This window comes from Bacillus sp. FSL R5-0512 (assembly GCF_038593295.1).
GTDB lineage: Bacteria > Bacillota > Bacilli > Bacillales > Bacillaceae > Bacillus > Bacillus safensis.
Window position 1 is genome coordinate 1,928,709 of the sequence record NZ_CP151982.1, and the last position, 24,761, is coordinate 1,953,469.

Consider the following 24,761-nt stretch of genomic DNA (forward strand, 5'->3'; position numbering starts at 1 on the left):
ATCAGTATGGACAATCACAGCAGCAGGCAAACAAAAAAAGCCGAAAATCGGCTTTTTTTAGAAGAAACGTTTTGCACCTAAGTAGGCTTTTTTCCAATATGGGTTGCTTAAGTTCGAAATTCCTACTCCATTGTCACTTGCATGAAGGAAATCTCCTCCGCCAAGGTATAGTCCCATATGAGAAGGGCCTGCTTTGTACGTTGTAAAATAAACAAAATCTCCAACTTGTGGTGTGCTTACAGGCGTCATCATATTCCAGTAGCCAGCTGTGCTTAATCTGGATACAGATGAAACTTTGTTAATGAGATAGTAAACAAAGCCGCTGCAGTCAAATCCTGCTGGTGTATTACCGCCCCATCTGTAAGGAACGCCTGTCAGCTTTTTCCCCTCTTGAATCATTGTCGTGATCTTTGCATTCATTGGTACATCATTTTTGTTATTGTCGACTGGCTTTGTTGAACCGTTAGACGTAGAGCCATTCGATCCAGTTGAACCGGAAGCTGCACCATTGATTTTTAATACTTGTCCAATTCTAAGCACATCACTTTTTAAGTTGTTGGCTGTGCGGATTGATTGAACCTGTACTTTGAATTGATTCGCAATTTTCCATAACGAATCACCTGATTTTACAGTATAAGATGTTGTTTTCCCGCTAGAAGACTGGTTACTGTTTGAATTGCTTGGTTTAGTAGGTTTCGGCTGACTTGGTTTTGATGCAGCCGTCCCTTTTACTTTCAATACTTGATTCGGATAAATCATATCAGATTTTAATCCGTTCAATGTTTTGATTTCACCAATCGACATATTTAGCGAATTCGCAATTTTCCAAAGTGAATCCCCTAATTTAACCTTGTATGTACTTGATGATGAACTATTTGAATTCGTTGTCTTATTGCTTGAACTGGAATTTGAAGATGAGTTTGAATTTGATGACTGGTTTCCGCTCGTCTTCGTGCTGCCAGATACCTTTAGCTTTTGACCAGGACGAATCAGGTCGCTGTTTAAGCTGTTTAGGCTTTTTAAGCTCGCAACTGACATTTTATGATTTTTTGCAATCAGCCATAAAGAATCGCCAAGCTTTACAGTATAGCTGGAAGTCTTTGAAGCACTTGATTTCGTTGCTTTTGACCCTGTTGATGAACTGGATTTCTTGCTTTTTTCACCAGGAATTTTCAAGCTTTGTCCTGCAAAAATCATTGTCGTTTTTAATTGATTAAGAGATTGAAGCTCCGAAATACTTGTATTGTACTGTTCGGCAATCTTCCAAAGTGAGTCACCGCTTTTCACCTTGATCGTCTGTGCTTCTGCCGGTGCAGCAAACACAGCTGAGCCAGCGATCGCTGAAACTGTGAGGCCGGTTACTACTTTTTTCTTCATAGAGGAATCTCCGCCTTTCATGATTTTGTTCAATAAGACTTATGTACTAGTTTTAAGTTTAGCATTTAATGGTTCTGCTTCTCTTGCACTATTTTATCTTTATTTCTATTATATTACTCGACATGAAGACGTTGGGCAATAACAAATAGGCTAAAGCAGCCAACTCAAAATGCTAAAACAAAGCCATATCGTTTCTATCGGCTGTTTGTTGTATTTATAAACATTTTTTAAGGAATTTTTAAGTTGACGTTTAGAAATTTGTCAAAACAAGCACGCTGCTAGTTTCATAGTTCTATTCTACATGACAAATTTTTCTGTATCAAATGACTTTTTACTTAATTGGCTGATTTTTCTCCGCAAATAAAAAAGCATCCTTCCTAATGAAGAATGCAGCGTTCGTGTTATTATTTTCTTATTTCCGGATCTTTTACGGTAAGCGGGTAAAGCACGCCTTCTTTCGCAAACGACATTTTTCCCGTTTCTTCTGACACGACAAGAACAAGTGCATCGGTCATACCAGAGAGTCCGATCGCTGCCCTGTGCCTTGTGCCAAGCGAAGGACTCACTTTTTTTGATGTAAGCGGCAGCACATTTGCAGCAGAGACAAGTGTATTTCCTTTGACTAAAAGAGCACCGTCATGCAGTGGATTTCCCGGATAGAAAATGCTTTCTATTAAGGAAGCACTAATTTTCGCATGAAGGTTTGTCCCTTTTTGAATAAAATCCTCAACCTCATCGCGTCTTTGAATCACAATGAGTGCTCCATGCTTTTGTTTTGATAAATTCTCAATGGCTAAAGAAAATTGAGCAAATCCTGGTGTGAATTCTTTCATATACGCTTGTAAATAAAACGACGAAGCCTCTGCATGCATTTCATTAAACTGATCATGCAATGCTTCGAGATCACAAAGTAAACACTGCTCTGTTTCATCAAGAGAATCAATGATGTCACTTGCATCCTTTATAATGTTCATCAAATGTGTTCTCATCCCGGCTTTAAATATCTCTTCTTCGTTCGTCCGATGGATCATCTGACCTTTTCCCTCCTTCTTTCGCTTGTTGTTATAAAATAGCAAATTGTGCACATTCTATTTGTATGGAGGTGAGCTTAATATGACCATTCAGAAAATCATCCAATATGCTTGCAGCATTTTAGGTGTTGTCAGTCTTTCTTTTATTTATGCCCAAATGTTTAAAAAAACGAAGCCATCTAAGAAAAATAATCCGACGGAGAATTGATTTTTTTACATAGCGTGGTATAATTCCTCTCGTTATTTCTGTTCAGAGAGGAACTTATAATGAGAGAAACGAATAGCATTCGAGCAAAGCTGACACTATTTTTAACCATTTTGATTCCGATTTTAATTACCCAAGCAGGTCTTTCGCTTATTACCTTTTTAGATACGGTGATGTCTGGAAAAGTGAGTGCAGAAGACCTTGCGGGTGTTGCGATCGGTTCTAGTATTTGGACACCTGTTTATACGGGACTTGCCGGGATTTTGATGGCCGTTACTCCGATTGTGGCTCAGCTGATGGGCGCTGGGCATAAAGAAGATGTTCCCCGGGCTGTCTTTCAGGCGATCTATTTGTCCTTTCTTTTAAGTATCGCTGTGATTGTGATTGGTACGATCAGCGTTCCTTACATACTAGGAGGACTTGGACTCGAGCACTCTGTAGAGGATATTGCCCGGCATTTTCTCAGCCTTCTTGCTTTTGGCATCCTCCCGCTGTTTGGTTATTCGGTGCTAAGGTCATTTATTGATGCATTAGGGAAAACACGTGTGACGATGTTCATCACGCTCACAGCACTTCCTATTAACTTTGTTTTAAATTACGTATTTATTTTTGGGAATTTGGGCTTTCCAAAGCTTGGCGGTGCGGGTGCCGGTCTTGCATCTGCAATGACGTATTGGGCGATTTTCATCATGAGTATTTGTATTGTCATTAAAGCAGAACCATTTGCCTCATTTCGTTTGTTTCAAAAACTGCCTCGAATGAATATCTCCCGTATAGGGCAAATACTGAAAATTGGCCTTCCTATCGGGTTTGCGATCTTTTTTGAAACGAGTATCTTTGCAGCAGTGACGCTATTAATGGGGCACTTTGATACCATTACTATCGCCAGTCACCAAGCAGCGATGAACTTTGCTTCTATTCTTTATATTTTACCGCTTAGTATCTCAATGGCTTTAACGATCGTTGTTGGGTTTGAAGCGGGGGCTAAGAGGTATAAAGACGCGCAAAGCTACAGCTATATCGGCATTGGAACGGCGGTATTATTCTCATTATGTACGGCCGCCCTCATCTTGCTATTCAGACCAGAGATCGCTGGTTTATATACAGCTGAATCAGCTGTTTTACAAATGACACAGCACTTTTTGATTTACGCGATCTTTTTCCAGCTGTCAGATGCAATTGCTGCACCCATTCAAGGGGCTCTGCGCGGCTATAAAGATGTGAATTATACGCTCATTGCTGCTTTTGTCTCTTATTGGGTCATCGGTCTTCCTGCCGGTTATCTCATTGGCACATATACCTCCTTTGGGGCGTTTGGTTATTGGATCGGACTGATTGCCGGGCTTGCCGCAGGTGCCATCGTCCTCTTTATCCGTCTTAAGTTGATTCAAAAACGTCAACTCAGGCATGTATCGAATCACTAAATACAACACAAAAAAGCAGCTGACATACATCAGCTGCTTTTTTGTTTAATCATTCCATTGGTACGTCCAGAAAATTTCTTCATCAAACCATTTTTGGACGACTGGTTCTTTGTTTTTCAGCTTTTGTTCAAGCTCTCTCAGCATGCCCTCTGTTTGCGTTCTATGCGCTCTCAGTGCATTTAATTTGATATCTGCCACATCTGTAATATCAATCACAATATCCGCATGTCCAAGCACTTCTTCTCTATTTTTCGTAATGGCCATGCAGTATGTGACAGGACGGTCTTCTTTTTTCTTGCGGTATAGAGCACGAATCACAGCTTCACCTGTCGCATCATGATCAGGGTGTACACCCTGTCCTGGATAAAACGTCACAATGAGTGTCGGTTTGACTTCATCAATGATGGTTTCCATCACATCTGCCAAATACTCGTCGTCTTCAAATTCCAATGTTTTATCACGAAGTCCAAGCATACGTAAGTCAGTGATATCCATTTCTTTGCAGGCATTGATTAATTCCTGTTTTCTTAATTCAGGAAGTGTTTCACGGTTAGCATATGTTGGGCTTCCCATATTTCTGCCCATTTCCCCAAGTGTCCCGCATGCATATGTGACGGGAATTCCGCGTTTTCTGCTTTGTGCAATGAGACCAGCAACCCCAAAGGATTCGTCATCGGGGTGAGGCAGCATCACTAGTACATGTTCGTTCATGACTTGTCACCCTTTCTTCTACACCTGAAATGGTGTTTCACTAATTTGTAATGAGATCGCTAGTTTGCCGTCTGGCAAGTGTCCAGCTAATAGCAGGCGGCCTTGGTCATCAAACACATAATCGGTTAATCCTTCTGCGTAAATCCAGCCATCTTCTGTTTTCATTCCAACACGGTATGGACCTTGTCCTTTTATTTTCGCCTGTGAATAGACGACTTTCGCGTTGCGGATATACGCCACAACCGTCATATTTTGTTCATTTACATGAGCTGAATAAGAACCAGTTGTCGTTTCAAGATGAACGAAGACTGGACGATTTAAAAACGATTCAAGATGTGTTGTGACATCTTCCGTTTGAATTGGTTTCATGAGTGGTTCCTTCCTTCATTTTGAATTAATTCTCGCAGCTTTTTCGTATGTAAGCTGATCAGCTGCAGCTGATGATCATGCTTAAGCTCACTTTCTAAAATTCTCTCCACAGCAAGCACATACTTTTGGTGTAAGGATTTCCTCGCCCGCGGATGAGTTCGTGCATCGAGTAAATCATCACATATGGCCTCGTGTAAAGAAGACATATCATCAACATCAAGCTGACGATTTTTCCATAAAGATTGATAGGCGGCTGCAAGCTCATGAGCTGACGACATATGATCACCTCTACAGTTTTGTTAACAACTTATTATGACATGATCCGCCTGCAAAAAAAAGCAAACTGCTCGTTTGGCTTAATGAGAATTCGCTGTTTTTTTCATGCGTAATTGAGAGGTGGTAAACAGTAAAATCGCCACCCAAATACAAAGGAACGTCACAATTTTAGCTGCGGATAAGTGTTCGTGATAGACAAACAGCCCTAAAAACAGCGTAATTGTCGGTGCAATGTATTGCAAAATGCCCACTTGATAAAGTGGAATTCTTTTTGCGCCTTCTGAGAATAAAAGAAGTGGTACGGCTGTAAAAACGCCTGCAAAAAATAAGAGACCGAGCGACCCGAAGCTGTTAGGATTCATAGTCACCACAGGTTCTTTTAAGAAAAATAATAAGTACACAAGTGCAGCCGGTGCGAGAAGCAGCGTTTCAATCGTCAAACCAATCGCGCTCGTGAAGCTCATCCTTTTTTTGATCAAACCATAAAAGCCGAAGCTAAGGGCTAATAAGAAAGCAACGACAGGAAATGACCCGTATTGAACTGTTGAAAGGATCACCCCAAATGCGGCAATAAGAATGGCAATGGTTTGCCATTTATTTAGTCGTTCTTTTAAGAAAATAATCCCTAATAGAACGGATACAAGCGGATTAATATAATACCCTAAACTTGCTTCTAGCATAAGACCATGATTGACTGCCCAAATGTAGACATACCAGTTGACTGAAATTAAAATAGCAGATAAAAGTAATGAAAAAAATGCTTTACCATCCAGTATGAGACCCTTTACTGTCTGCATCGCTGGGCGGACTTGTTTTAAATACAAAAGAATACCGCACATAAACACAAATGACCATAAAATTCTGTGTGCTAAAATTTCGCCTGACGAAATATGTTCCATCAGCTTCCAATATAACGGGAATAAACCCCAGAGTGTAAAAGATGCTGCCGTGTAGAGAACACCTTTTGATTGCTGTTCGTTCAATGTAACCATCCCTTTCTAAATCTAACGTATATTATAGCACGCACGCAGGCGAATGGGCATATACTAATTCAGGGCATTTAGAAAGGATGATTCGCATGTTCGACTGGAACCGATTATTCCCTTTTCAAAAGCAGTTCTCAAAAGAAGCTTTAAAGAATTCAGATCCTAAAGACGTTGAGCAGTATGTCAATCAAGTCATGGAAAGTGTATTCGGCTCCAATTATCCTGCTCAGTTCCCATTTCAGGACCCCCTTTCTCAAAATCAAAAAACGAGAGAAACTGATGTCGAAAAAGAAAAAGAGCCAGAAGTCGAAGTGTTCGAGACGACTGATCATGTGTTTGTCAAAATTGAAATTGCTCGTCCGAACACAGAAAAAGTCAAAATCAAACATACAGCCAATCTGCTGTTTATTGATCATTTTCCTGAAGAAGGGACGCAGAAGAAAGTCGTCCTCCCTGCTGCTGTGAAACGAAAAGGAACGAAGGCGTCGTATCAAGATGGTATATTGGAAATTATGTTTTTAAAGCATGATGATCCAGGAATTTCTGAAATTGATATTCCATTATAAAAAGCCTGCTTTAAGAACGGAAGCAGGCTTACTCTTTTTTCTTAATAATATGGTGGATATCCGCCGCCATAAGGTGGTGGAGCAGGCGGTGGTGGCGGCGGGTAATATGGACGGGGATAATTAAAAATCGCACTTCCTAGAAATCCGCCAAGCAGTCCGCCGACTAAAGGAGCGCCAAAACCAAAAAACAAAGGGACTCTGGATTCATATGGCGGAATGCCAGGGGCGCCGCCTCGAAAATACGGAGTATGAGGGTACATGCATTTCTCCTCCTTTGTCATGTGCCTAACATCAGCATATTCATCAGGAGTCAAAATGTTTGGGCAAACCTGAAACTAGGCTTGCTCCTTTTTCCCGTGAGAGTCTGTATACTCCCCTGCCCACCGAGATACCTCATGAAACACATCATGTAACGCATTCCCTTTTTCAGTTAAACTGTAAATGACTTTGACAGGCGTCTCAGGCAGGACGGTCCGCTCTATAATCCCTTCTTGCTCGAGCTCTTTTAAGCGCTCTGCGAGCATTTTTTGACTGATCGACGGGATCGTGTCTGTGAGGTCTTTAAAACGCTTTGGTCCATCAAGCAATACATGTATAATGAGACCGTTCCACCTTTTGCCTAGGAGTAAAAAAGCTTGCTGAATGTGTGGACATAATTGGAATTCCATAAATTTCAGCCTTTCTTTTCATGATTGTTTGACAAACTAACGGTGTACAATTTAAAATAACTCTAGTTACAATAAGTAAGTTTCTCACTTTTTAGTTATTGTACCATATTATTTGCAAAAACGGGAGGAAATATCCATATGGCGACCGATCAAAAAACGATTGATATCTTAAAACAAAGAGCTTCAGTAAAAGAGTATGATACTTCTCATGAAATGACAAAAGAAGAGTTAACAGAGCTTCTTGAAATCACAACAAAAGCACCATCTGCTTGGAACCTTCAGCATTGGCATTTCACTGTTTTCCATAGTGCTGAAGCAAAAGCAAAATTACTTCCAATCGCTTACAACCAAAAGCAAGTATCACAGGCATCAGCTGTTATTGCAGTTCTAGGTGACCTTGAAGCTAACCAAAATGGCGAAAAAATCTACAGTGAACTGGCAGAACTAGGCTTCATTACTGAAGACATTAAAGAAACATTGATGACTCAAATCAATGGCGCATACCAAAGCGAGCAATATGCACGCGAAGCAGCGTATTCAAATGCTTCATTAGCTGCTATGCAATTAATGATTGCGGCAAAAGCAATGGGCTATGATACATGTGCAATGGGTGGTTTCAGTAAAGACGCGTACATCAAAGAATTCAATGTAAGCGGCCGCTACGAGCCGGTTATGCTGATTTCAGTTGGTAAAGCAGCGAAAGAAGCTCATAAAAGCAATCGTTTCGACATCGAAGAAGTATCTGATTTCCTTTAAAAATTGGAAAAGCCTCAGCCTTTATGCTGGGCTTTTTTATTTGCTTTAAATATTATTTCTACATACTTTCTTTCACCTCCCCCCTCTTTACATCTTCACTCTTTCTCCTTTTTGAAGAATGAAAGCGTTATATTAGTATGATATTCACCAAAATGATTGTTTTTTCTGAAAATGGTCTTGTGATCTAATCTGACAACTGCTATTATTATGAAATTACAAAATATTCAGGAGGAAATCATGAACAAAAAATTGATGCTGGCACTACTTATCGCGATTCCATTCATCGGACAGCTCGCATTGCTGCCTTTTGCAAATCGCATTCATCCATTTGTCATCGGCCTGCCCTTTTTCCACTTCTGGCTCTTGCTATGGATTGTACTCACACCAATTTGCACATTTATCATTTATAAGATGCAACATTCAAATGGAGGAACTGACTAATGCAAGGAAATTTAACAGCTTTATTGATTACTGCAAGTATTATTCTCATCGTCGTGGTCATCGGATTTGCCGCTGGTCGTGACAAATCATCAAGACAGTCAGTAGAAGAATGGTCTGTCGGCGGAAGAAAATTTGGCGGACTGCTCGTCTGGTTCCTCGTTGGCGCAGACTTATATACAGCTTATACCTTTTTAGGGCTTACAAGTACAGCTTATACAGCTGGAAGCGTCGCTTTTTTCGCTATTCCTTATTCCGTCCTAGCTTATTTTATTGCTTATTTCTTTTTACCGAAACTATGGACTGTTGCGAAAAATCACAACCTTACAACACTTGCCGATTATGCACGTGAGCGGTTTGACAGCAAGCTGTTATCCAGTTTGATTGCGATTGTTGGAGTACTTATGCTGATTCCTTATATTTGTCTTCAGCTGAGCGGGATTCAAGATACGTTAACTGTCGCTGGAACTAGTTATATTAATGTGAATGCAGTTGTTATTATTTCATTTATTTTAGTCGCACTTTATACATTTTTCAGTGGTATTAAAGGTCCTACATATACAGCCATTATTAAAGATATTCTCGTTTGGGTGATCATGCTGTTTATGGTCGTTTCACTGCCGATCATTCATTTTAACGGCTGGACACCGATGATGAATACGTTAGCCAAAGAAGCACCTCAGCTTCTAACGATCCCTGAAGGCGGTCCTAAAGGCATTTTATGGTTTATTACTGCTTCAGGCGTTTCTGCTCTTGCTTTGTTTATGTGGGCACACGCAGCAACTGGGGTTTTTACAGCCAAAAGCGCAGATGCCATCCGTAAAAACAGTATGTTTTTGCCTCTTTATAATATTGTATTGATTTTGGTCATCTTCCTTGGATTTATTGCTTTTTTAGTCTTACCAGAAGATACAAATCCAAGATTTGCTCTTCTTCATTTAATTCAAACATCATATGGCGGCGTGATGCAGGGGCTCGCTTATTCAACGATTGCACTGGCTTCCCTCATTCCATGCTCCATCATGGCCATTGGCGCATCAAATTTATTTGCCAATAATTTATACCGTGACTTAATTCATCCGAATGTGTCACCTAAAAGATTGACCATCATTACACGTTCGATGGTGTTTATCGTCATCGGGCTCGCTCTTTTGTTCGGGATGCTGTTCCCAACTGCACTTGTCACGCTTCAGCTCATTGGTGTTTCAGGAATGGTTCAAATCTTCCCAGCTATTGCCATCAGCTTATTCTGGAAAAAACAATCGAGAGAAGCAACGATTGCCGGGTTAGTCATTGGAATCATCGTTACCTTTACAGCGAATATCTCACAAGTCACGTTCGGCCTTTATGAAGGTTTTCTTGGGTTACTAGCAAACGTCGTCGTCATCTTGATTTTGAATCCATTCTTCCAAAACAAGGTCACATCCAATTCTGTCATGAATGATCTATTTGAAAAGGATCATGAAAAAACAGAAGCGCTCACAAACGAAGTGTAAGGATAAGAAAAAGCAGTCCCCTGATGAGGACTGCTTTTTTTATTTCATCTCTTTTTTCAAGACTTCAATGGCTTTTTTCATTTGTGTATCGTTGTTCTTTAGCTTATCTTGGATCTTTGTCATCAGAACGGTCGTTGTATCTCCTGTCAGAATACCGTCTGATTTGAGATCGTTGTCTGTTTGGAAGCTTTTGACGATAGACTGGAATGCTTGATCGTACTCACCGTTTGCTTTTGCTTTGTAGCCAAGCGCTTGGAACATTTTTTGAGCTGCTTTGACTTCATCTCCATTGTCATTTAGCTCATATGATTTTTTCGGGCTTAAGTAAGGCAGCTTTGCATAACTCGGAAGAGCTGCTTTGACCTGTGGTTCGATACCTTTTTTGTGGATCCAAGAACCGTCTGGTGTCAGCCATTTTGCAATGGTTAACTTGACACTAGAACCATCATTATAGTTTTGCGCATTTTGAACAGTTCCTTTGCCAAATGTCTTTTCACCCACAATTTGAATGCCTGAAGATTGGTGCAGAGCCGCCGCCATGATTTCAGCAGCGCTGGCTGATCCTCCATTTACAAGGACAACTGCCGGCTGATGGACTTTGCGTTCTTTTTCAGCCTTGTACACTTGTTTCTTCCCTTTTTCTTCAACCTGCATGATGACTTTTCCTTTATCAATAAAGTCATTGCTCATTTCAATGGCTTCTGTCATGATGCCGCCTGGATTATCTCTCAGGTCAATGACAAAACCTTTTGCCCCTTTTTTCTCGAGGTCATCAATTGCTTTATCCAGCTCTTTCGATGTGGTTTCAGCAAAGGACGTAATTTGGATTTCTCCTATTTTGTCTTTTGTGAGTTTTGCATACACCGTTTCAAGCGGAATCGTGTCTCTTGTGATGGTCACATCTACATTACCGACTCCTTGACGATTGAGATGCAGCTTAACATCCGTTCCTTTTTTCCCTCTAATGAGAGAGACTGCTTTATTGACCGACATTCCTTTGGTGCTTTTTCCATCCACTTTTAAAATATGATCATGAGGTTTCAAACCAGCTTTTTCAGCAGGAGAGCCTTTAATCGGCGCGACAATTAAAATTTGTCCATCCTTCTCTTCTACTTGTGCACCAATTCCTTCAAATGAAGAAGAAATGGTATTGTTAAATCCTTCGGCTTCCTCCTGATCCATATATGTAGAGTATGGATCATCAAGTGATGCAATCATTCCTTGGATCGCACCATCTACTAGTTTTTGATCATCCGTTTTTTCGTAATACTCATCCTTTACCTTCGTATACGCAGCCATGAGTTTACTAAACTTCTCGTCTCCTGAGACGCTGACAGCACCTTGTTTTGTGATCACAAATGTAATCGCTGAGGACAGTGCAGCAGTCACCAGAATGGCTACCACGAACTTCATTTGTTTTTTCAAAAAAACACCACCTTTATCTCCTTTCATTATTATCAAGGACGATGCTTCATCCGTCAACCAAAGGATCAACTTCTATTTGAAAAGATAAGCCATTTGCCCCTCTATTGCATAATCTTTAGAGAGGAACAGGATAAGGAAAGAAGGGATTATATGAGTGATTATGTAGAAATGCTTGCTTATTTTGGCGTATCAGGTGCCCATCCTGGCGGAATTGAGTTAACAAAAACGATGATTGAGCATATAAAACTGCCGCCTCATGCACGAATACTTGACGCTGGATGCGGTACAGGACAGACCGCCGCCTATTTAGGAAATATAGGTTATCAGGTGGAGGCCATTGATACGCATCCATTGATGATTGAAAAGGCGAACCTGCGATTCAAACGGGAGGAACTGCCGATCCGTGCTTTAGAGGCATCCATTGAGCAGCTGCCCTTTCCAGATCAAGCGTTCTCTCTACTCATCAGTGAATCTGTTTTAAGCTTTACCAAGCTGCGTGATGCACTAGCTGAGATCAAACGTGTGCTTGCTCCTGGCAGCCAATTGATTGCAAATGAAGCTGTGTTAAAAGCCCCTCTTACGCCTGAAGAGCTTGCAGCGGTTCGGAATTTTTACGGCTTCCACTCGCTCTTGTCGCTTGAAGAATGGAAGGAGCAGTTAACCGAAGCGGGCTTCCGTGACATTCAGATCCTCTCATTCGATGAACATATGGGGCAGGAGGAGCCGACAGAGATGGAATTATCTGAACACATACCCCCTTCTCTTTACGAAACGCTGCAAACACACTACGATCTCATTCAAGCACACCGAAAGCAGCTAAGTCACATTCTATTTGAATGTACCGTATAAAATGAGCGAATCTCCTATATGTTTTGTCCAAACTCTATGAAGTCTCTCGCATAGGATAAGAGTGAAAAGAGTTTGTCATAAGGAGGAAAAACATGGAGCGCTACTACAAGCTTTGTCAGCAGCACATGGGGAAAGTCGCTAGAATCACTGACCGTAATGGCAGAGTACACGTCGGACGCATTGAGCGTGTGACAAACCGCAAAGTTTATATTCGTCCAGTCGGCGGGTCTCGCGGAGGCTTTGGCTTTGGCTATTGGGGCGGATATTATGGCTGGGGTGCAGCGTATGGCATCGGCCTCGGTTTCATTACCGGCTTCGCATTAGCAGGATTGTTCTTTTTTTAAAAGAAGAATAAGAGAAGGCCTCCCGAATAGCTGGGAGGCCTTTTACTTGTTTAGATTTTCTTTACTTTGTTCATGTATTCTTCAAATGTTAAATCGTGATCATGCATCGCTTTTGCGGCTTCTTTTCCCACATAGCGCAGATGCCACGGCTCATATTCGTATTTCGTAATGTCTTCTTTTCCTTTTGGATAACGGATGATAAAGCCATATTTATAGGCGTTTTTAGCCACCCATTTGCCATCTGGTGTTTCACCAAACTTTTCAGAGATCTCAAAACCGGCACTTTTTGAGGAAATGTCCATGGCTAAACCTGTTTGATGTTCACTTTCGCCTGGTAAAGCGACTGCTTCTTGTGCTTTTTCTTTGCCTTTTAATTTGACCTCACTATCAAAAATGACTTTTTGACGGTCATAGGAGCGATAGCCAGATACTGCAGCAAGCTCGAAGTTTTCCTTTTTTGCACCTTTGAATAACTTCTCAAGCGCTTCCGCTGCTTCTTTGCGGATATATCGCTTTTCAATATCTTCCGAAAAAGAGAATTCTACTTTTGGTACAACGAGATCAGAAGGTTTATAGGTTCCTGGTAATGCATATTCTTTGTTGACAAGTGCTAGCACATTTTCAGGATTTTGAATGGTTTTCAGACCGCTCACAACCTTGATGTCATTGAAATATTCACTCTTTAACGTCAGCTCTTGATTCGATGAATCTGCCTTATCGTTTGAGTTGTGCTGGGGAGATGAACTTGCTGCGTTTTTTTGTTCGTTTGTTTTGTTTGATTCAGATGTACCGCTTTTTTGATCCAGCAACTGGCAGCCTGATAGCGCGGCTGTCAAACCAAGAATCGATGCGATTGAGAGTATTTTGTAGCTTTTCTTCATGACATACCTTCCTTTTGCTCTTCTAAAAAAATAAAGATGCGCTACATTGTAGCACACCCTTTATACTATTATAAAACGGAGTCTAGCGCAATTAAGATCATTTCATCAAACGTTGTTTGACGCTCTTCAGCCGTTGTTTCTTCTCCTGTTAGAACGTGATCACTCACAGTCAAAATGGATAACGCTTTTCGATCAAATTTTGCTGCAAGAGAATAAAGAGCGGTTGTCTCCATTTCGATCGCTAGGATACCATATTGAGCCATGAGCTCAAGTGGTTTTTCATTGTAAAATTGGTCTGCTGTAAATACATTTCCGACACGTACAGCGACATTTTTTGCTTCTGCCGTGTCGTAGGCTTTCTTGAGCAGGCCAAAATCAGCGCATGGCGCATAATCAATCGGTCCAAATGCCACACGATTCATTTGTGAATCTGTTGATGATGTCTGGGCTAAAATGACGTCACGTACATTGACATCTCTTTTGATGGCTCCGCAAGATCCAACGCGAATTAAGTTTTGAACATCATAGCTTTGAATGAGTTCATTCACATAAATCGAAATAGACGGTACGCCCATCCCAGTGCCCTGTACAGAAACACGTTTTCCTTTATAGGTTCCAGTATAGCCATACATTCCGCGCACTTCGTTATAGCACTCAACATCTTCTAAATATGTATCTGCAATATATTTCGCACGCAGCGGATCGCCTGGCAGCAATACCGTTTCTGCAATTTGTCCTTTTTCTGCTCCAATATGTACACTCATTTTTTAGCCTCCACTTACGTTTACTATGTATTTTATCCTATTTATTATAAACGATTGAGCTAAAAAAAGAAAATACCAGCTGAATCTCAAGCTGGCATCATCAATCATCTATTTAACCTATCGTCATCATTCGTTCACTGCGTTTCCACCCTGCCGGAGAGAGCTGATAATAGCACTTCCCCTTTTTCTTATCATCAATCACAACAATATCACCTGTTGTGATAAACCGCGCATTGTAATCATTAGGGACTGTATCATGTACATTAAATGTCGAGAATGCTTTTTCCAGTACATCAAGGTGTGTTCTGCCGCCAATCTTTGTCCGGTACACAGGCAGATGCCCGCTTGCAGCGCCATATTCAGGTGTCTGATAAATGGTTAAGTGAAATGCTGAAGGTTTCTTTTGAAAAAATCTCAACGTCAATTGCATTCAAACCCCTCCCCTTTTATATAAAATTGGCTGGGATCTGTCAATTTCCTTCTTCTATTTTTGTCGAATGACAGGCAATCTTTCGTCAATCTTTTTACAAATGAGAAATAAAGCGAGTCCTATCGCAAAGCCTCCTGCAACATCTGTCAAATAATGCACCCCGATATACATCCGGCTGATGCCAATGGCCAGAACGCAAAGCCCTGTGATCAAATAGACGATTTTTTGTCTTTCTTTCAGCCGTGGGATCATTTCAACTAATAGATAAGCCATAAAAGGGTAGATTGTGGCTGCATTCATCGAATGTCCGCTCGGAAAGCTGTAATACGTTTCACCTACAAGGTGATCAAAGGCCGGACGCTCTCTAGCAAACAGCCCCTTTAATTCATGATTGATTGTTTTTTCTGTGAGATATAGTAGAAAAAGCATCATGATAGAGTAGTAGCGCTTATACATAAACAAGACCACACTAAAAATGAGCATGATTGGAACGAGCAGCGCGCTGATGCCTAAGTCCGTCAAAGCCAGCATGACATCATTTAAAAAAGGGAGTCTGATGCTTTCAAACCATAAGATGATCTGGTTGTCCAAATCTTGAAAAGCCCCAGATACCATGAGCGCAGCAATGGCGCCAAATAAAATGAAAAGATATAGGATGTACACGCGAAAGATTCCCCTCCCTCTCTCTTCAGAATCTCTTCAAAGTATAGTACCTACCACGCCTCTTCTTCAACTATCATTGCTTTTTTCAGCATATATTCAAATGTAATGTCGGCCAGCTCAAATGTTTCAAGCTCAGCAGGTATGTACCCTCTTTTGATCAGCTCCACGTAGAAGAACTCCGCAATTTCCTCTGTATCAATCACCAAATCTGCTTCTTTCATTGCATTCCGCCTCCTTTTTTATGATGTATGAACGCCGGCTGTTTTTTATTACAGTTTGTCATAATGGCTCATTCCATACATATAAATGCAGTAAACAAAAAGAAATGGGGCTTGAGGCAATGAAATGGTTAAGCATATTAGATGGAGAAACTTTTGATCAGGTGATGGGCCGTATCTTGAGGGGATGGTTTTATGTGATTGCATTTTTCTGTGTGCCTTATTTTTTATTCGTGTTAGGACAAGTCTTTCTTTAACCAAAATGTTCGTGTAAACTTTCCAAAATAAAATCCATCATATCCTTATATTCTGGATCTTTGAAAAATTCATAGAGAATTTTATAATCGTTATAAATATCAAGAAGCTCATCCACTATAGATACAGCCAGAAATTCAAGTGAAGATTCGCTTTCTTGTTTCTCTTCCAGCTGCAATAGAGCCGTTTGGACCATATCTTCTTCTAACTCTTTTGAGGTTTCTCCGACGTAATGCACAAAAAGAAGCTGATGAACAAACTGGTCCATCTCATATTTTCTTAGGACAAGCGTTAAATCTTCCTCTTCTGTTTCCAGCCACTCTCCGTCTTTCAGCCTCGTGAGTTCGTAAATGACATCTTCCCAGCCATCTTCAAGGTAGCGCCAAATTTCAGTCCGATGACCGATGATTTTAAACAGCTCTTTTCCGTAATCTTTTACATATACAACATCGCCAATGAGGAACTCATATTCAATGTCCAGCTTTTCTGTATCGACAATCACTCCGCTATACTCATCGTAAAGCTGAAGTGATGTTTCAAAATAAAGCACCTCATTATGATTGACCTCATATAAATAGTGCTGGTCAATTTGATGGACTTTTGTAATCGTTCCGACTGTGCCGTACATGACAACGACGACAATATCCCCTACTTGATATTTTGGTGCTTTCGCCTTCATTCTGTCTCCCCCTTGCCCGACTTTTGGTCTTAACGTATCGTATGCCGGCGCAAGGAATTCTGCATGGGCAACCACACCATGCAAAACGCCATTTTATTTCTCATGAAAAAACCGCTTCTCCATCCGGATAAGCGGTTGTGTGTTATTTTTTTTTGACTTCTACTTCGTATTGCTCAAACGCTTCGTCAAATGTTGTCATTGAGCTTAAATAATCACCATTTAATTCTAAATAAGCGCACAGCTCATGATAATCTGTGGAAGCTTTAGGAAAGCTGTGATCCTCGTACGCAGCATTTGCGAAATGGCTGATTTCATCTTTCGGTTTTGGATGTCTGAACTTCATTAAATAATGGTAAAACGACTTCACCTGTTTTTCCCTCCGCGACACACTATTTTGTTGTTATATTATACAGCAATTTGATGACTTGTATAGGCGGAGGTACAACTTATGATGAAAAGTCAAAGTAATTTCGCTTTAATAACCGCTCCATGCTCATTAATTCTTCATAGGAGATTTTTTCTGGAAGTTTTGTCTGATCCACTAAAATTAATTGATCTTCAATCTCTTTGACTGTCTCATCCTTTTGATAGGTCATCCCGCAGTGCGTGCAGGAAATGGACGGCGTTTCGATGATTTCAATTGATTGTGTGCCCGTGATCAGTTCCCAATAGACTGTTGTCTGCTCCGCATTTGCTTTATTTTCCTCACACCAATCACATGTCAGCAAGGCTATTTCTCCTCCTTTACGGTTTGTTCTTTTTTGAGCTGCGCTTGATATTTCTTCTCTTTTAATTCATCTCGTTTTTCACGTTTGTTTTTAAGTGTGTCGTGCTCAGGATTTGTCTCATATGCTTCTCTACGTTTCATTCGGCTTAAATTCTCAGGCGTAAACGATCTCGCTTCATCCTCTAATAGTGCGGTAATACCAATTGCCGGTTCTTGTTTCTCTTCATAAATTTCATTAAAATACGCATCTGCCTGGCCTGCGACGTAATGCTCTGGTTCTGGATAAGAGGTGATGACACCTTCAAAGTTACGAAGGACGACTTTGTCAGGGCTTTGCGATAATAAATAATTTGGCTGTAAAGCAATTTTCCCTCCGCCTCCTGGCGCATCTACTACAAAGCTTGGTACTGCATAACCACTCGTATGTCCTCTTAAACCCTCAATGATTTCAAGCCCTTTTGATACCGGCGTTCTAAAGTGGCCAATGCCCTCAGATAAATCACATTGATAAATATAATATGGTCTGACCCGAATCTTCACAAGATCGTGCATCAGCTTCTTCATAATCGGCACACTGTCATTAATACCTGCAAGGATGACGGCCTGATTCCCTACAGGAACACCGGCATTCACAAGACGTTCGCACGCTTCTTTTGCTTCTTTTGTGATTTCAATACTTGTATTGAAATGGGTGTTCAGCCAAACTGGGTGATATTTTTTCAAAATCTCGCACAGCTCATCTGTAATACGCTGCGGAAAGACAACCGGCGCGCGGGTTCCAATCCGAATGATTTCAACGTGCGGAATATCCCGTAAGTTTTTCAAAATGTATTCAAGCACTTGATCATTGATTAACAGCCCATCTCCGCCAGAAATTAACACGTCCCGCACCTCAGGTGTTTCTCTAATATATCCAATTGCAGCATCTAACTGCTTTTTCGGCACACCCATACCAATCTGGCCGGAAAAACGTCTTCTCGTACAATAACGGCAGTACATGGAGCACTGATTTGTCACAAGAAACAGTACACGATCTGGATATCGGTGCGTGAGCCCCGGGACAGGTGAGTCCTCATCTTCATGCAGCGGGTCTTCCAGATCATATTTTGTTTTATGAAGCTCTTCTGCAATTGGCACAGATTGCATACGTATTGGACATCTTGGATCGTCTGGATTCATCAGTGAGGCATAGTAGGGTGTAATGTTGAGTGGAATGGTTTTAGTGGAAATCTTCACCCCTTCTCGTTCCTCTTCTGTTAAGTTTACGATTTTTTCTAAATCCTCAAGCGTTTTCACGGTATGCGTCAGCTGCCAAATCCAGTCGTTCCACTTTTCCTCAGGTACATCCTTCCAAAGCTCAATGTCCTTCCAGTGACGTGCCGGTTCATACAATTTCTGATTCATATCCATTCCCCCTATCAGCATTCACTTTATACTATGCAAGTTATGTGCCAACATGGGAAAATGCCCCTATTCTTTACAAAAGGAGCTTTTACCCGTCATATTCAATTGGATGTTGTGCCTATATTTCGGCATCTGCATATTTCTTTAATTTATATTGCAGCGTTTGTCGAGGGATTTTTAAAGCAGCGGCGGTTTTTTTAATATTTCCATTATGCTGATGTAAAGCTTCTTGGATCAATGTTTGTTCAAATGAAGACACTTGATTTTTTAAGGAGGATTCAGATGTTTCTTTTTCCAGCTTTTGCTCACGTAAATGAGCCGGAAGGTATAGAGGGATGATCTCTTCCGCTTCCTTTGGCATCATCAACACGGCATGCTCTATCGTATGTTTTAATTCTCTAACGTTCCCAGGCCAGTGGTGAGCCATAAACAATCGTTCCGTTTCTTCAGAAAGGCGTGTAACGTTTTTTGAAAACTGCTGATGATAGGTTTGAATGAAGTGGCGGGATAGCAGCGTGATATCTTGCTTTCTTTCACGAAGCGGCGGGATATGAAAAGATGATACATGCAGTCTATAAAATAAATCTTCTCTTAAAATTTGCTTTTTCACTGCTTCGAATGGGTCCATATTGAGCGCAGTAATGAGCCGAACATCCACTTGAATGGATTTTGCGTCACCGATGCGGCGGACAACGCCATCCTCTAACACACGTAATAATTTCGTCTGCAGCGTGAGCGGCATCTCTTGCAGCTCATCAAGAAAAAGTGTGCCCCCATCAGCTAATTCGAAAAGTCCCTTGCGATCAAGTGCGCCCGTATAGCTCCCTTTGACAGATCCGAACAATAAACTTTCAAGTAATGATTCTGGGAGTGCTGCGCAGTTTTGCGGAATGAACACTTGATTTTTCCGGTCAGATTCATGGACAATGGCTTGAACGAGCACTTCTTTTCCTGTCCCTGTTTCCCCGTAGACAACAACTGATGATGGATAAGCAGCTGCTTTTTTTGCCCTTTCAAGCATTTCTTTTAAAAGCGGATCATTTGTTAAAAATGAAGCAAAATCATTCATTTGTACGGCCTCAGCCGCGTCTTGTGTCCGCTTTTTTTGCCCTAACCGATTGGAAAGAGCCGACAGCTTTGATACATCTTTTGCGACTTCGACCGCGCCTATTAACTCGTTATCTTCGATAATAGGCAATGTCGTGTTCACTGTTTCAATTCTTTCTCCGTTTTTATTCAAATAGGTTTGCAGCGAATGATAAATAGGCTTTCCTGTTCTCAAAACATGCATGAGTGTACTTGTTTTTTCAGTTAAAGAGGGATACACATCAAGGATGTACTTGCCAATCACCTCTTCTTTTTGTAAACAGTCAAACTTAGCGGCATTATGATTGTAAAAAATCGTCATCCCTTGATCATCTACAACGTGAATGGCTTCATCAATGGCTTCTAAAATCAATTCAAACCAATCTGCTCTTTCGACAACCTTCCCCATTCTTTCCCCCTCACTTTCAGTGCCAAAAAACCGGCATCAATTGCCGATTTTTCAGCGGCTTGATCATTTCTAAATGGTTCCCTGTCCTTTTCATGTTTCGCTTTTTCCTTCCTACTTCCTGCAATCATTGCGAAAAAAGCACCCCTCTTATGAGGAGTGCTTTCGTCCGGATGTTTGATAAAGAGACATATCGAATTCTTGCAGCGATTCCCTATACAGCGGCACAATCGGCTTTCCTTCTTGAAATAACGTAAATTGGGACGGGTACAGCTTAATCGGCTGATGATAAAAAGCAAATCGCTTCACGACCTCAGAATCAATTCGGCAAAAGGTATGGTGCACAAGTAAATAAACATCTTGTTTCCATTTAAACAGGCGCCTGTTTGGCGGACTGAAAACGGGAGAAGCTTGAATGATGCTGCCATCCTCAAATGCCTGAAGCTGGTCATTTGAAATCGTATAGATCTCCTTTGGGTGAAACTGAAAATATTGCACGTCACGTTTTGAAGCAAACCGTCTTTTTTTCTGATCTTCAATATAAAAGAACGTTTTCCCATAATCTGCGGTGACAACTGTATAATTGGGTACTGCCAGCTTCTCTTTCATTTCATATTTCATCTCACATAACAGCGGAACACGGATCGCACGCCTGTTCTTTTCATTTATCCAGCGTTTTTCAATTCCATGAAGTTTCCCGTCTGCGATTTGATAATAATCCCCTTCTTTTTCAATGACCGTTCCGTCAATTAAATCATACGGCATACTCGAAAACAGATGATGAAAGGAATGGGGCGTTTTATACGTTGTATCCAGTACATCTTTTAATGGAAAAAACGCAGCGAAGTGATTCAGCCTCATCCAAAATACAGAATCTGCATGATGCCAGTGCTTTGGCTCATCGTCCCAATATTGTCCGTATTTTTCATAGATCAGTGGAAGCAAGCAGCTTCTGTGCATGACCGAACAATGGTCCACTTGAAAGGACGCATGCTCTAAGATTTGATCTGCTTCTCGAATAAAACTCATCGTTTCCACTAAATGCTGATCAACATGCACGACCCGCTGCGAGGAATACACAATATCTATGTGAGGCTTCGACCGAAAAACATCCACCATTTTAAGCAAACGATCTTGATGGTACATGGTATCATCGGTTAAATAACAAATGAGCTCACCTGTTATACGGGTTAATGCTTCATTAATAAGCGTCGCATATCGTGCGGTTAACAGCCGTTTTGCTGGATGAACTGTGTGCGAATACAGCTGAATGCGTTCATCACTTAAATAGGGCTGGATCTTTTGAATGGTGCCCTCTTCTGAGCCATCATCCATAATCAAAAGCTCCCAATGCGGATACGTTTGATCTACCATACTCTTTAGCACACGATCAATGAAATCTGGTTTATTGTAGCTTGTTAAAATCACCGATACTTTCATGATCATTATCCTTTTTGATTAGATTAAAAAGCCCCCCAGCTGACAATGTTCACATAAGGAACACTCACTCTTAGCTGATTTGTCGCGTTTTTAAAGACTGCAACCGTATCAAACAATTGCACGACAACCACGTTTTGAAGTACATCTCCATTGACCAAATGAACACGCGGCAACGGAATGCCAAGCTCAAGCCATGGACGAAGTAATTCTTTGATGTCTGACACATTCTCTTCCCCACTTTCTTCTAAAAGACGAAGAAGAAGTAAAATCAAGATGATTTCAAGCACTCCTTCCGACTCTAGTAATTCTTCGTTCCAACCATCTAATAATTGTTCAAATTCCATTCATAATCCCTCTCTCTTCACATTTAATCTTTACTAGAGTATGAGCGTCACTTCATTTAGCCTCAGCATTTGAAAACATTTTTAAAAATGTGTGAAGTGATTAAATGAAAAAAAGATCAGGAATCAGCGTTCTGCTTATGCCAAAAAAAAAGAACGGCATATACATAGGGGTGAGTTTGAATTGATGAAGAAAGGATGGGGAAAAAATGAGCGAAAAGCGTGCTGAATTAAAAAAGGAACTATTGAAAGTGTTTTTCAAGCCAATTACTCATGCATTAACAGCTAATCTCGAAGAAGGAGGAGTTCAAATGGAAGAAAAATTGAACGATTTATTAAGTGAAGTGGCAGCTGAGGCATCACCTTCAGATTCTGCTACAACACTCGATGTATCTCAGCCAGCAAGATGGATCTTTGCAAGACTTGCACCAGGAACAGTCATTAGCATTGTCACTGACTCAGGAGATTTAATTGGGCCAGTTCAATTTGTATCATTCGATGCTTCAACAGGTGTTGTATTTGTTACACAAGAAAGCTCTGTCACACCTACAGGCTCAGCAACGACTCTATTAGATGTAGATAAAGTTGAAAGTGTTACATTCACTTCTTAATGTGAGAGGATCATCATGAAGCTTCTTTATATCAGTTCTGGCTACGGCGGAATCTATCACATGTTTGATCAATGGGTAGAAGAAAGCTTCATTGATTCCCCCTTTTCATGTGTAAAGATTGATAGAGAATCTCTACCCACGAACATGCACAAAATCCGGACATTTTCTCCGGATTTTGTTTTGATGATGATCGGTGATCATGTTCCGAAAGATGTGCTTCATCAATTCAAACAAGAAAAAATCCCGATTGTTCTTTGGATGACAGAAGATCCCTTTTATACAGATGTGTCAGCTGCTTGCGCACATGAAGCTCAGCTTATATTAACGATTGATGAAGGGGTTTTGCCATTTTATAAACAATTAGGCGCTGATCATACGCACTACTTTCCCATTCCGGCAAATACACGTGTCTTTCAGAAAAATGAATCGCCAGAAGAGATGTGCACGTATGACATTGCACTCATTGGCTACCCTTATCCCAACCGCATCAAAGCCATCGATACACTCTTGCAGCAAAACAAATGGCGTATTCTCGTTGCAGGTAAGGAATGGCACCGTCACTTAAACAAATCACGGAGACATTATCGTGATTTCACACTCATAACGAATTGGCTGAGTCCTCAGCAAATGGCGGACATTTATCAGCAGACAGCGATTGTCCTGAATCCGCATAGGCCGGCTCAATTTGCGTATAACAAAAACAAAGCCATGATTCAAAATATGAGCCTCAATAACAGAGCATTTGATATTGCTGCAACTGGGAGTTTTCAATTGACGGATCTACCTCCGCCGCCTGCTTTTTCAAGCTTTGCTTTTTACAAAGATGAGGACGATTTGATAGAACAGGTTGAATACTATGGATCAAATGCATGTGAAAGAAAGGCCGCCGCACTGAACAACTACGAACAAACCGTTCGCTGGAATACATTTGATACGATGCCACAAAGGCTTTATGACATTGTAAAAAGCGTCCTATAACTGGGCGCTTTCAAATTGTTGACAAAGGGCTAAAATGTTCTTGATTTTAGCCCTTTGTCTTCTTTTCAGCGTGATAGAAAACCTTTGCAGTGTAGGAAGGACGAGTACCGGAGCGGAGCGAATTTGACATTCGTGAGCACCGGAGCGCAGACCTGACACCGAATGCGAGGGTTTGTCTACACGCTGAAAGCGCCCTATAACTGGGCGCTTTTTCTCGTTGAATGCCAGCTTATGCATGATCTTCCGCATCTCGGTGAGCTAATAAAATTTTCTCTGCCTCTTTCCGGTCTGCCTCCTGTTTCACCACAAGCGACCGCGTGCGATCCATCATATAAGCTCCGACAGATCCTTCTAAAAAGGAATGAATGCATTCTTTTGCATAATGAGCATGAAAAGCATATACCGCACCATTTAGCCGGCCATACGTATATGGCTGCTCATGCTTTGGCATGAAAAAGTAATGATTGTCCTTATATAAAGTAGCTTCATTGTTTTCATGCAGTGTCCAAGTTTCATTTGGGTTTTCTAACGCCTCTGTAAAAGATGCGGTGCAGTCATATCCCCCTTCCACTAAAAGCTGCAAGCACTTCTCGATATCTGCCGGCTGTCTTAGAGGAGACGATGGATGCAGATACAGCACAATATCAAAGGTTTTTCCCTCCCGCTCTAAATAAGCAAGCGCATGTTTCACAGCTAACAGTGACGGCGTTTGTTCTGTCACATGTGTGCTTGGCAGTTCAATCACATTTGCTCCGTAGTGAGATGAAATGATTTGCGTATTGACATCCTCTGAGGAGACGATGACTTCATCTAATTCAATCATTTGCAGTAACGGCTGAATGGTCCAATAGATAAGCGGCCTCTCTGCCAATATGCGTATGTGTTCATCATGCTGTCCGTCGTGACTTCTAAATGCAGGTATCATAGCTAAAATACGATTTCCCCTATACATGTCTT

The 24,761-nt window shown here is 41.1% G+C and carries 33 protein-coding genes; 10 read left to right on the forward strand and 23 right to left on the reverse strand.

What is annotated here, in order from left to right:
• Positions 1–57 precede the first annotated feature (57 nt).
• Together NSQ25_RS09680 and cdaS are read right to left on the reverse strand one after the other, a co-directional pair.
• Entirely contained in the window at positions 58–1,377 is a 1,320-nt protein-coding gene (locus tag NSQ25_RS09680; RefSeq protein ID WP_041117706.1) for a peptidoglycan endopeptidase, read from the reverse strand.
• Positions 1,378–1,781: 404 nt separating this feature from the next.
• Entirely contained in the window at positions 1,782–2,408 is a 627-nt protein-coding gene (cdaS, locus tag NSQ25_RS09685) for a sporulation-specific diadenylate cyclase CdaS (protein WP_326136282.1), read from the reverse strand.
• An 82-nt stretch (positions 2,409–2,490) separates the two neighbouring features.
• Between cdaS and NSQ25_RS09690 the strand changes: the two genes are divergently transcribed.
• Positions 2,491–2,616, forward strand: a complete 126-nt coding sequence (locus tag NSQ25_RS09690) for a hypothetical protein (protein WP_008359993.1) — start codon at positions 2,491–2,493, stop codon at positions 2,614–2,616.
• A gap of 59 nt (positions 2,617–2,675) precedes the next feature.
• Positions 2,676–4,037, forward strand: a complete 1,362-nt coding sequence (locus tag NSQ25_RS09695; RefSeq protein WP_326136281.1) for an MATE family efflux transporter — start codon at positions 2,676–2,678, stop codon at positions 4,035–4,037.
• Positions 4,038–4,082: 45 nt separating this feature from the next.
• On the opposite strand, the gene bshB2 is transcribed toward NSQ25_RS09695, so the two are convergent.
• The 4 genes from bshB2 to rarD all read right to left on the reverse strand — a co-directional run bounded on the left by bshB2 (position 4,083) and on the right by rarD (position 6,385).
• Entirely contained in the window at positions 4,083–4,748 is a 666-nt protein-coding gene (gene bshB2, locus NSQ25_RS09700) for a bacillithiol biosynthesis deacetylase BshB2 (RefSeq protein WP_326136280.1), read from the reverse strand.
• Positions 4,749–4,766: 18 nt separating this feature from the next.
• Positions 4,767–5,117 (reverse strand): YojF family protein, encoded by a 351-nt coding sequence (locus tag NSQ25_RS09705; protein WP_024428327.1) that lies wholly within the window; start codon positions 5,115–5,117, stop codon positions 4,767–4,769.
• Positions 5,114–5,395 carry a hypothetical protein gene (locus NSQ25_RS09710; RefSeq protein WP_024428326.1) on the reverse strand — a complete coding sequence of 94 codons (282 nt, stop codon included), beginning with the start codon at positions 5,393–5,395 and terminating at the stop codon, positions 5,114–5,116. Before NSQ25_RS09710 ends, NSQ25_RS09705 begins: the two co-directional genes overlap by 4 nt.
• A gap of 78 nt (positions 5,396–5,473) precedes the next feature.
• A complete protein-coding gene (gene rarD, locus NSQ25_RS09715) occupies positions 5,474–6,385 on the reverse strand; it encodes an EamA family transporter RarD (protein ID WP_029705997.1) in 912 nt (303 codons plus the stop codon).
• A gap of 86 nt (positions 6,386–6,471) precedes the next feature.
• Here rarD and NSQ25_RS09720 point away from each other — a divergent pair, with 86 nt between their 5' ends.
• The gene (locus NSQ25_RS09720; RefSeq protein WP_034280567.1) at positions 6,472–6,945 is read left to right on the forward strand and encodes an Hsp20/alpha crystallin family protein; all 474 of its coding nucleotides are present in this window, start codon (positions 6,472–6,474) and stop codon (positions 6,943–6,945) included.
• Positions 6,946–6,986: 41 nt separating this feature from the next.
• On the opposite strand, the gene NSQ25_RS09725 is transcribed toward NSQ25_RS09720, so the two are convergent.
• Together NSQ25_RS09725 and NSQ25_RS09730 are read right to left on the reverse strand one after the other, a co-directional pair.
• The gene (locus NSQ25_RS09725; RefSeq protein WP_024422697.1) at positions 6,987–7,205 is read right to left on the reverse strand and encodes a hypothetical protein; all 219 of its coding nucleotides are present in this window, start codon (positions 7,203–7,205) and stop codon (positions 6,987–6,989) included.
• Between the two features lie 75 nt (positions 7,206–7,280).
• Positions 7,281–7,613, reverse strand: a complete 333-nt coding sequence (locus tag NSQ25_RS09730) for a winged helix-turn-helix transcriptional regulator (RefSeq protein WP_024428324.1) — start codon at positions 7,611–7,613, stop codon at positions 7,281–7,283.
• 138 nt (positions 7,614–7,751) lie between these two features.
• On the opposite strand from NSQ25_RS09730, the gene NSQ25_RS09735 reads away from it, so the two are divergent.
• The 3 genes from NSQ25_RS09735 to NSQ25_RS09745 all read left to right on the forward strand — a co-directional run bounded on the left by NSQ25_RS09735 (position 7,752) and on the right by NSQ25_RS09745 (position 10,303).
• Positions 7,752–8,369, forward strand: a complete 618-nt coding sequence (locus NSQ25_RS09735; protein WP_046311503.1) for a nitroreductase family protein — start codon at positions 7,752–7,754, stop codon at positions 8,367–8,369.
• Positions 8,370–8,606: 237 nt separating this feature from the next.
• Positions 8,607–8,810, forward strand: coding sequence for a DUF3311 domain-containing protein (locus NSQ25_RS09740; RefSeq protein WP_024422700.1), 204 nt, complete (start codon positions 8,607–8,609; stop codon positions 8,808–8,810).
• Positions 8,810–10,303 carry a sodium:solute symporter gene (locus NSQ25_RS09745; RefSeq protein WP_041117714.1) on the forward strand — a complete coding sequence of 498 codons (1,494 nt, stop codon included), beginning with the start codon at positions 8,810–8,812 and terminating at the stop codon, positions 10,301–10,303. Before NSQ25_RS09740 ends, NSQ25_RS09745 begins: the two co-directional genes overlap by 1 nt.
• Positions 10,304–10,342: 39 nt before the next feature.
• Here the strand turns inward: NSQ25_RS09745 and NSQ25_RS09750 are convergent, their stop codons facing one another.
• Complete coding sequence (locus NSQ25_RS09750; RefSeq protein WP_041117716.1) at positions 10,343–11,728, reverse strand: S41 family peptidase; 1,386 nt, start codon at positions 11,726–11,728, stop codon at positions 10,343–10,345.
• A gap of 150 nt (positions 11,729–11,878) precedes the next feature.
• Here NSQ25_RS09750 and NSQ25_RS09755 point away from each other — a divergent pair, with 150 nt between their 5' ends.
• Entirely contained in the window at positions 11,879–12,577 is a 699-nt protein-coding gene (locus tag NSQ25_RS09755; RefSeq protein ID WP_041117718.1) for a class I SAM-dependent methyltransferase, read from the forward strand.
• Positions 12,578–12,669: 92 nt separating this feature from the next.
• A complete protein-coding gene (locus NSQ25_RS09760; protein WP_024422704.1) occupies positions 12,670–12,921 on the forward strand; it encodes a hypothetical protein in 252 nt (83 codons plus the stop codon).
• A 50-nt stretch (positions 12,922–12,971) separates the two neighbouring features.
• Here the strand turns inward: NSQ25_RS09760 and NSQ25_RS09765 are convergent, their stop codons facing one another.
• The 13 genes from NSQ25_RS09765 to cgeC form a co-directional block, all read right to left on the reverse strand.
• Entirely contained in the window at positions 12,972–13,802 is an 831-nt protein-coding gene (locus NSQ25_RS09765) for a M15 family metallopeptidase (RefSeq protein WP_024422705.1), read from the reverse strand.
• A 68-nt stretch (positions 13,803–13,870) separates the two neighbouring features.
• Complete coding sequence (gene deoD, locus NSQ25_RS09770; protein WP_012010274.1) at positions 13,871–14,566, reverse strand: purine-nucleoside phosphorylase; 696 nt, start codon at positions 14,564–14,566, stop codon at positions 13,871–13,873.
• A gap of 112 nt (positions 14,567–14,678) precedes the next feature.
• Complete coding sequence (locus NSQ25_RS09775; RefSeq protein WP_326136279.1) at positions 14,679–14,996, reverse strand: hypothetical protein; 318 nt, start codon at positions 14,994–14,996, stop codon at positions 14,679–14,681.
• A 54-nt stretch (positions 14,997–15,050) separates the two neighbouring features.
• Positions 15,051–15,659, reverse strand: coding sequence for a phosphatase PAP2 family protein (locus tag NSQ25_RS09780; RefSeq protein ID WP_326136278.1), 609 nt, complete (start codon positions 15,657–15,659; stop codon positions 15,051–15,053).
• Positions 15,660–15,709: 50 nt separating this feature from the next.
• Positions 15,710–15,880 carry a YozD family protein gene (locus tag NSQ25_RS09785; protein WP_065214722.1) on the reverse strand — a complete coding sequence of 57 codons (171 nt, stop codon included), beginning with the start codon at positions 15,878–15,880 and terminating at the stop codon, positions 15,710–15,712.
• 250 nt (positions 15,881–16,130) lie between these two features.
• Entirely contained in the window at positions 16,131–16,811 is a 681-nt protein-coding gene (locus tag NSQ25_RS09790) for a hypothetical protein (RefSeq protein ID WP_024422708.1), read from the reverse strand.
• A gap of 142 nt (positions 16,812–16,953) precedes the next feature.
• A complete protein-coding gene (locus NSQ25_RS09795) occupies positions 16,954–17,178 on the reverse strand; it encodes a YozE family protein (RefSeq protein ID WP_024422709.1) in 225 nt (74 codons plus the stop codon).
• 79 nt (positions 17,179–17,257) lie between these two features.
• Positions 17,258–17,539, reverse strand: coding sequence for a YokU family protein (locus tag NSQ25_RS09800; RefSeq protein WP_012010281.1), 282 nt, complete (start codon positions 17,537–17,539; stop codon positions 17,258–17,260).
• 2 nt (positions 17,540–17,541) lie between these two features.
• Positions 17,542–18,942: a lysine 2,3-aminomutase gene (gene ablA, locus NSQ25_RS09805; protein WP_034280543.1), complete on the reverse strand. Its 1,401-nt coding sequence runs from the start codon at positions 18,940–18,942 to the stop codon at positions 17,542–17,544.
• A 118-nt stretch (positions 18,943–19,060) separates the two neighbouring features.
• Complete coding sequence (locus NSQ25_RS09810) at positions 19,061–20,437, reverse strand: sigma 54-interacting transcriptional regulator (RefSeq protein WP_326136277.1); 1,377 nt, start codon at positions 20,435–20,437, stop codon at positions 19,061–19,063.
• Positions 20,398–20,565 carry a hypothetical protein gene (locus NSQ25_RS09815; protein ID WP_326136276.1) on the reverse strand — a complete coding sequence of 56 codons (168 nt, stop codon included), beginning with the start codon at positions 20,563–20,565 and terminating at the stop codon, positions 20,398–20,400. Before NSQ25_RS09815 ends, NSQ25_RS09810 begins: the two co-directional genes overlap by 40 nt.
• 19 nt (positions 20,566–20,584) lie before the next feature.
• Entirely contained in the window at positions 20,585–21,880 is a 1,296-nt protein-coding gene (locus tag NSQ25_RS09820; RefSeq protein WP_326136275.1) for a glycosyltransferase family A protein, read from the reverse strand.
• A gap of 17 nt (positions 21,881–21,897) precedes the next feature.
• The gene (gene cgeC, locus NSQ25_RS09825; protein ID WP_326136274.1) at positions 21,898–22,218 is read right to left on the reverse strand and encodes a spore maturation protein CgeC; all 321 of its coding nucleotides are present in this window, start codon (positions 22,216–22,218) and stop codon (positions 21,898–21,900) included.
• Positions 22,219–22,424: 206 nt separating this feature from the next.
• Between cgeC and NSQ25_RS09830 the strand changes: the two genes are divergently transcribed.
• Together NSQ25_RS09830 and NSQ25_RS09835 are read left to right on the forward strand one after the other, a co-directional pair.
• Entirely contained in the window at positions 22,425–22,826 is a 402-nt protein-coding gene (locus NSQ25_RS09830; protein ID WP_024422714.1) for a hypothetical protein, read from the forward strand.
• Between the two features lie 15 nt (positions 22,827–22,841).
• Positions 22,842–23,804, forward strand: a complete 963-nt coding sequence (locus tag NSQ25_RS09835) for a DUF3880 domain-containing protein (protein ID WP_326136273.1) — start codon at positions 22,842–22,844, stop codon at positions 23,802–23,804.
• A 229-nt stretch (positions 23,805–24,033) separates the two neighbouring features.
• Here NSQ25_RS09835 and NSQ25_RS09840 read toward each other — a convergent pair whose 3' ends face one another.
• A complete protein-coding gene (locus NSQ25_RS09840; RefSeq protein ID WP_046311519.1) occupies positions 24,034–24,756 on the reverse strand; it encodes an acylneuraminate cytidylyltransferase in 723 nt (240 codons plus the stop codon).
• Between the last annotated feature and the right edge of the window lie 5 nt (positions 24,757–24,761).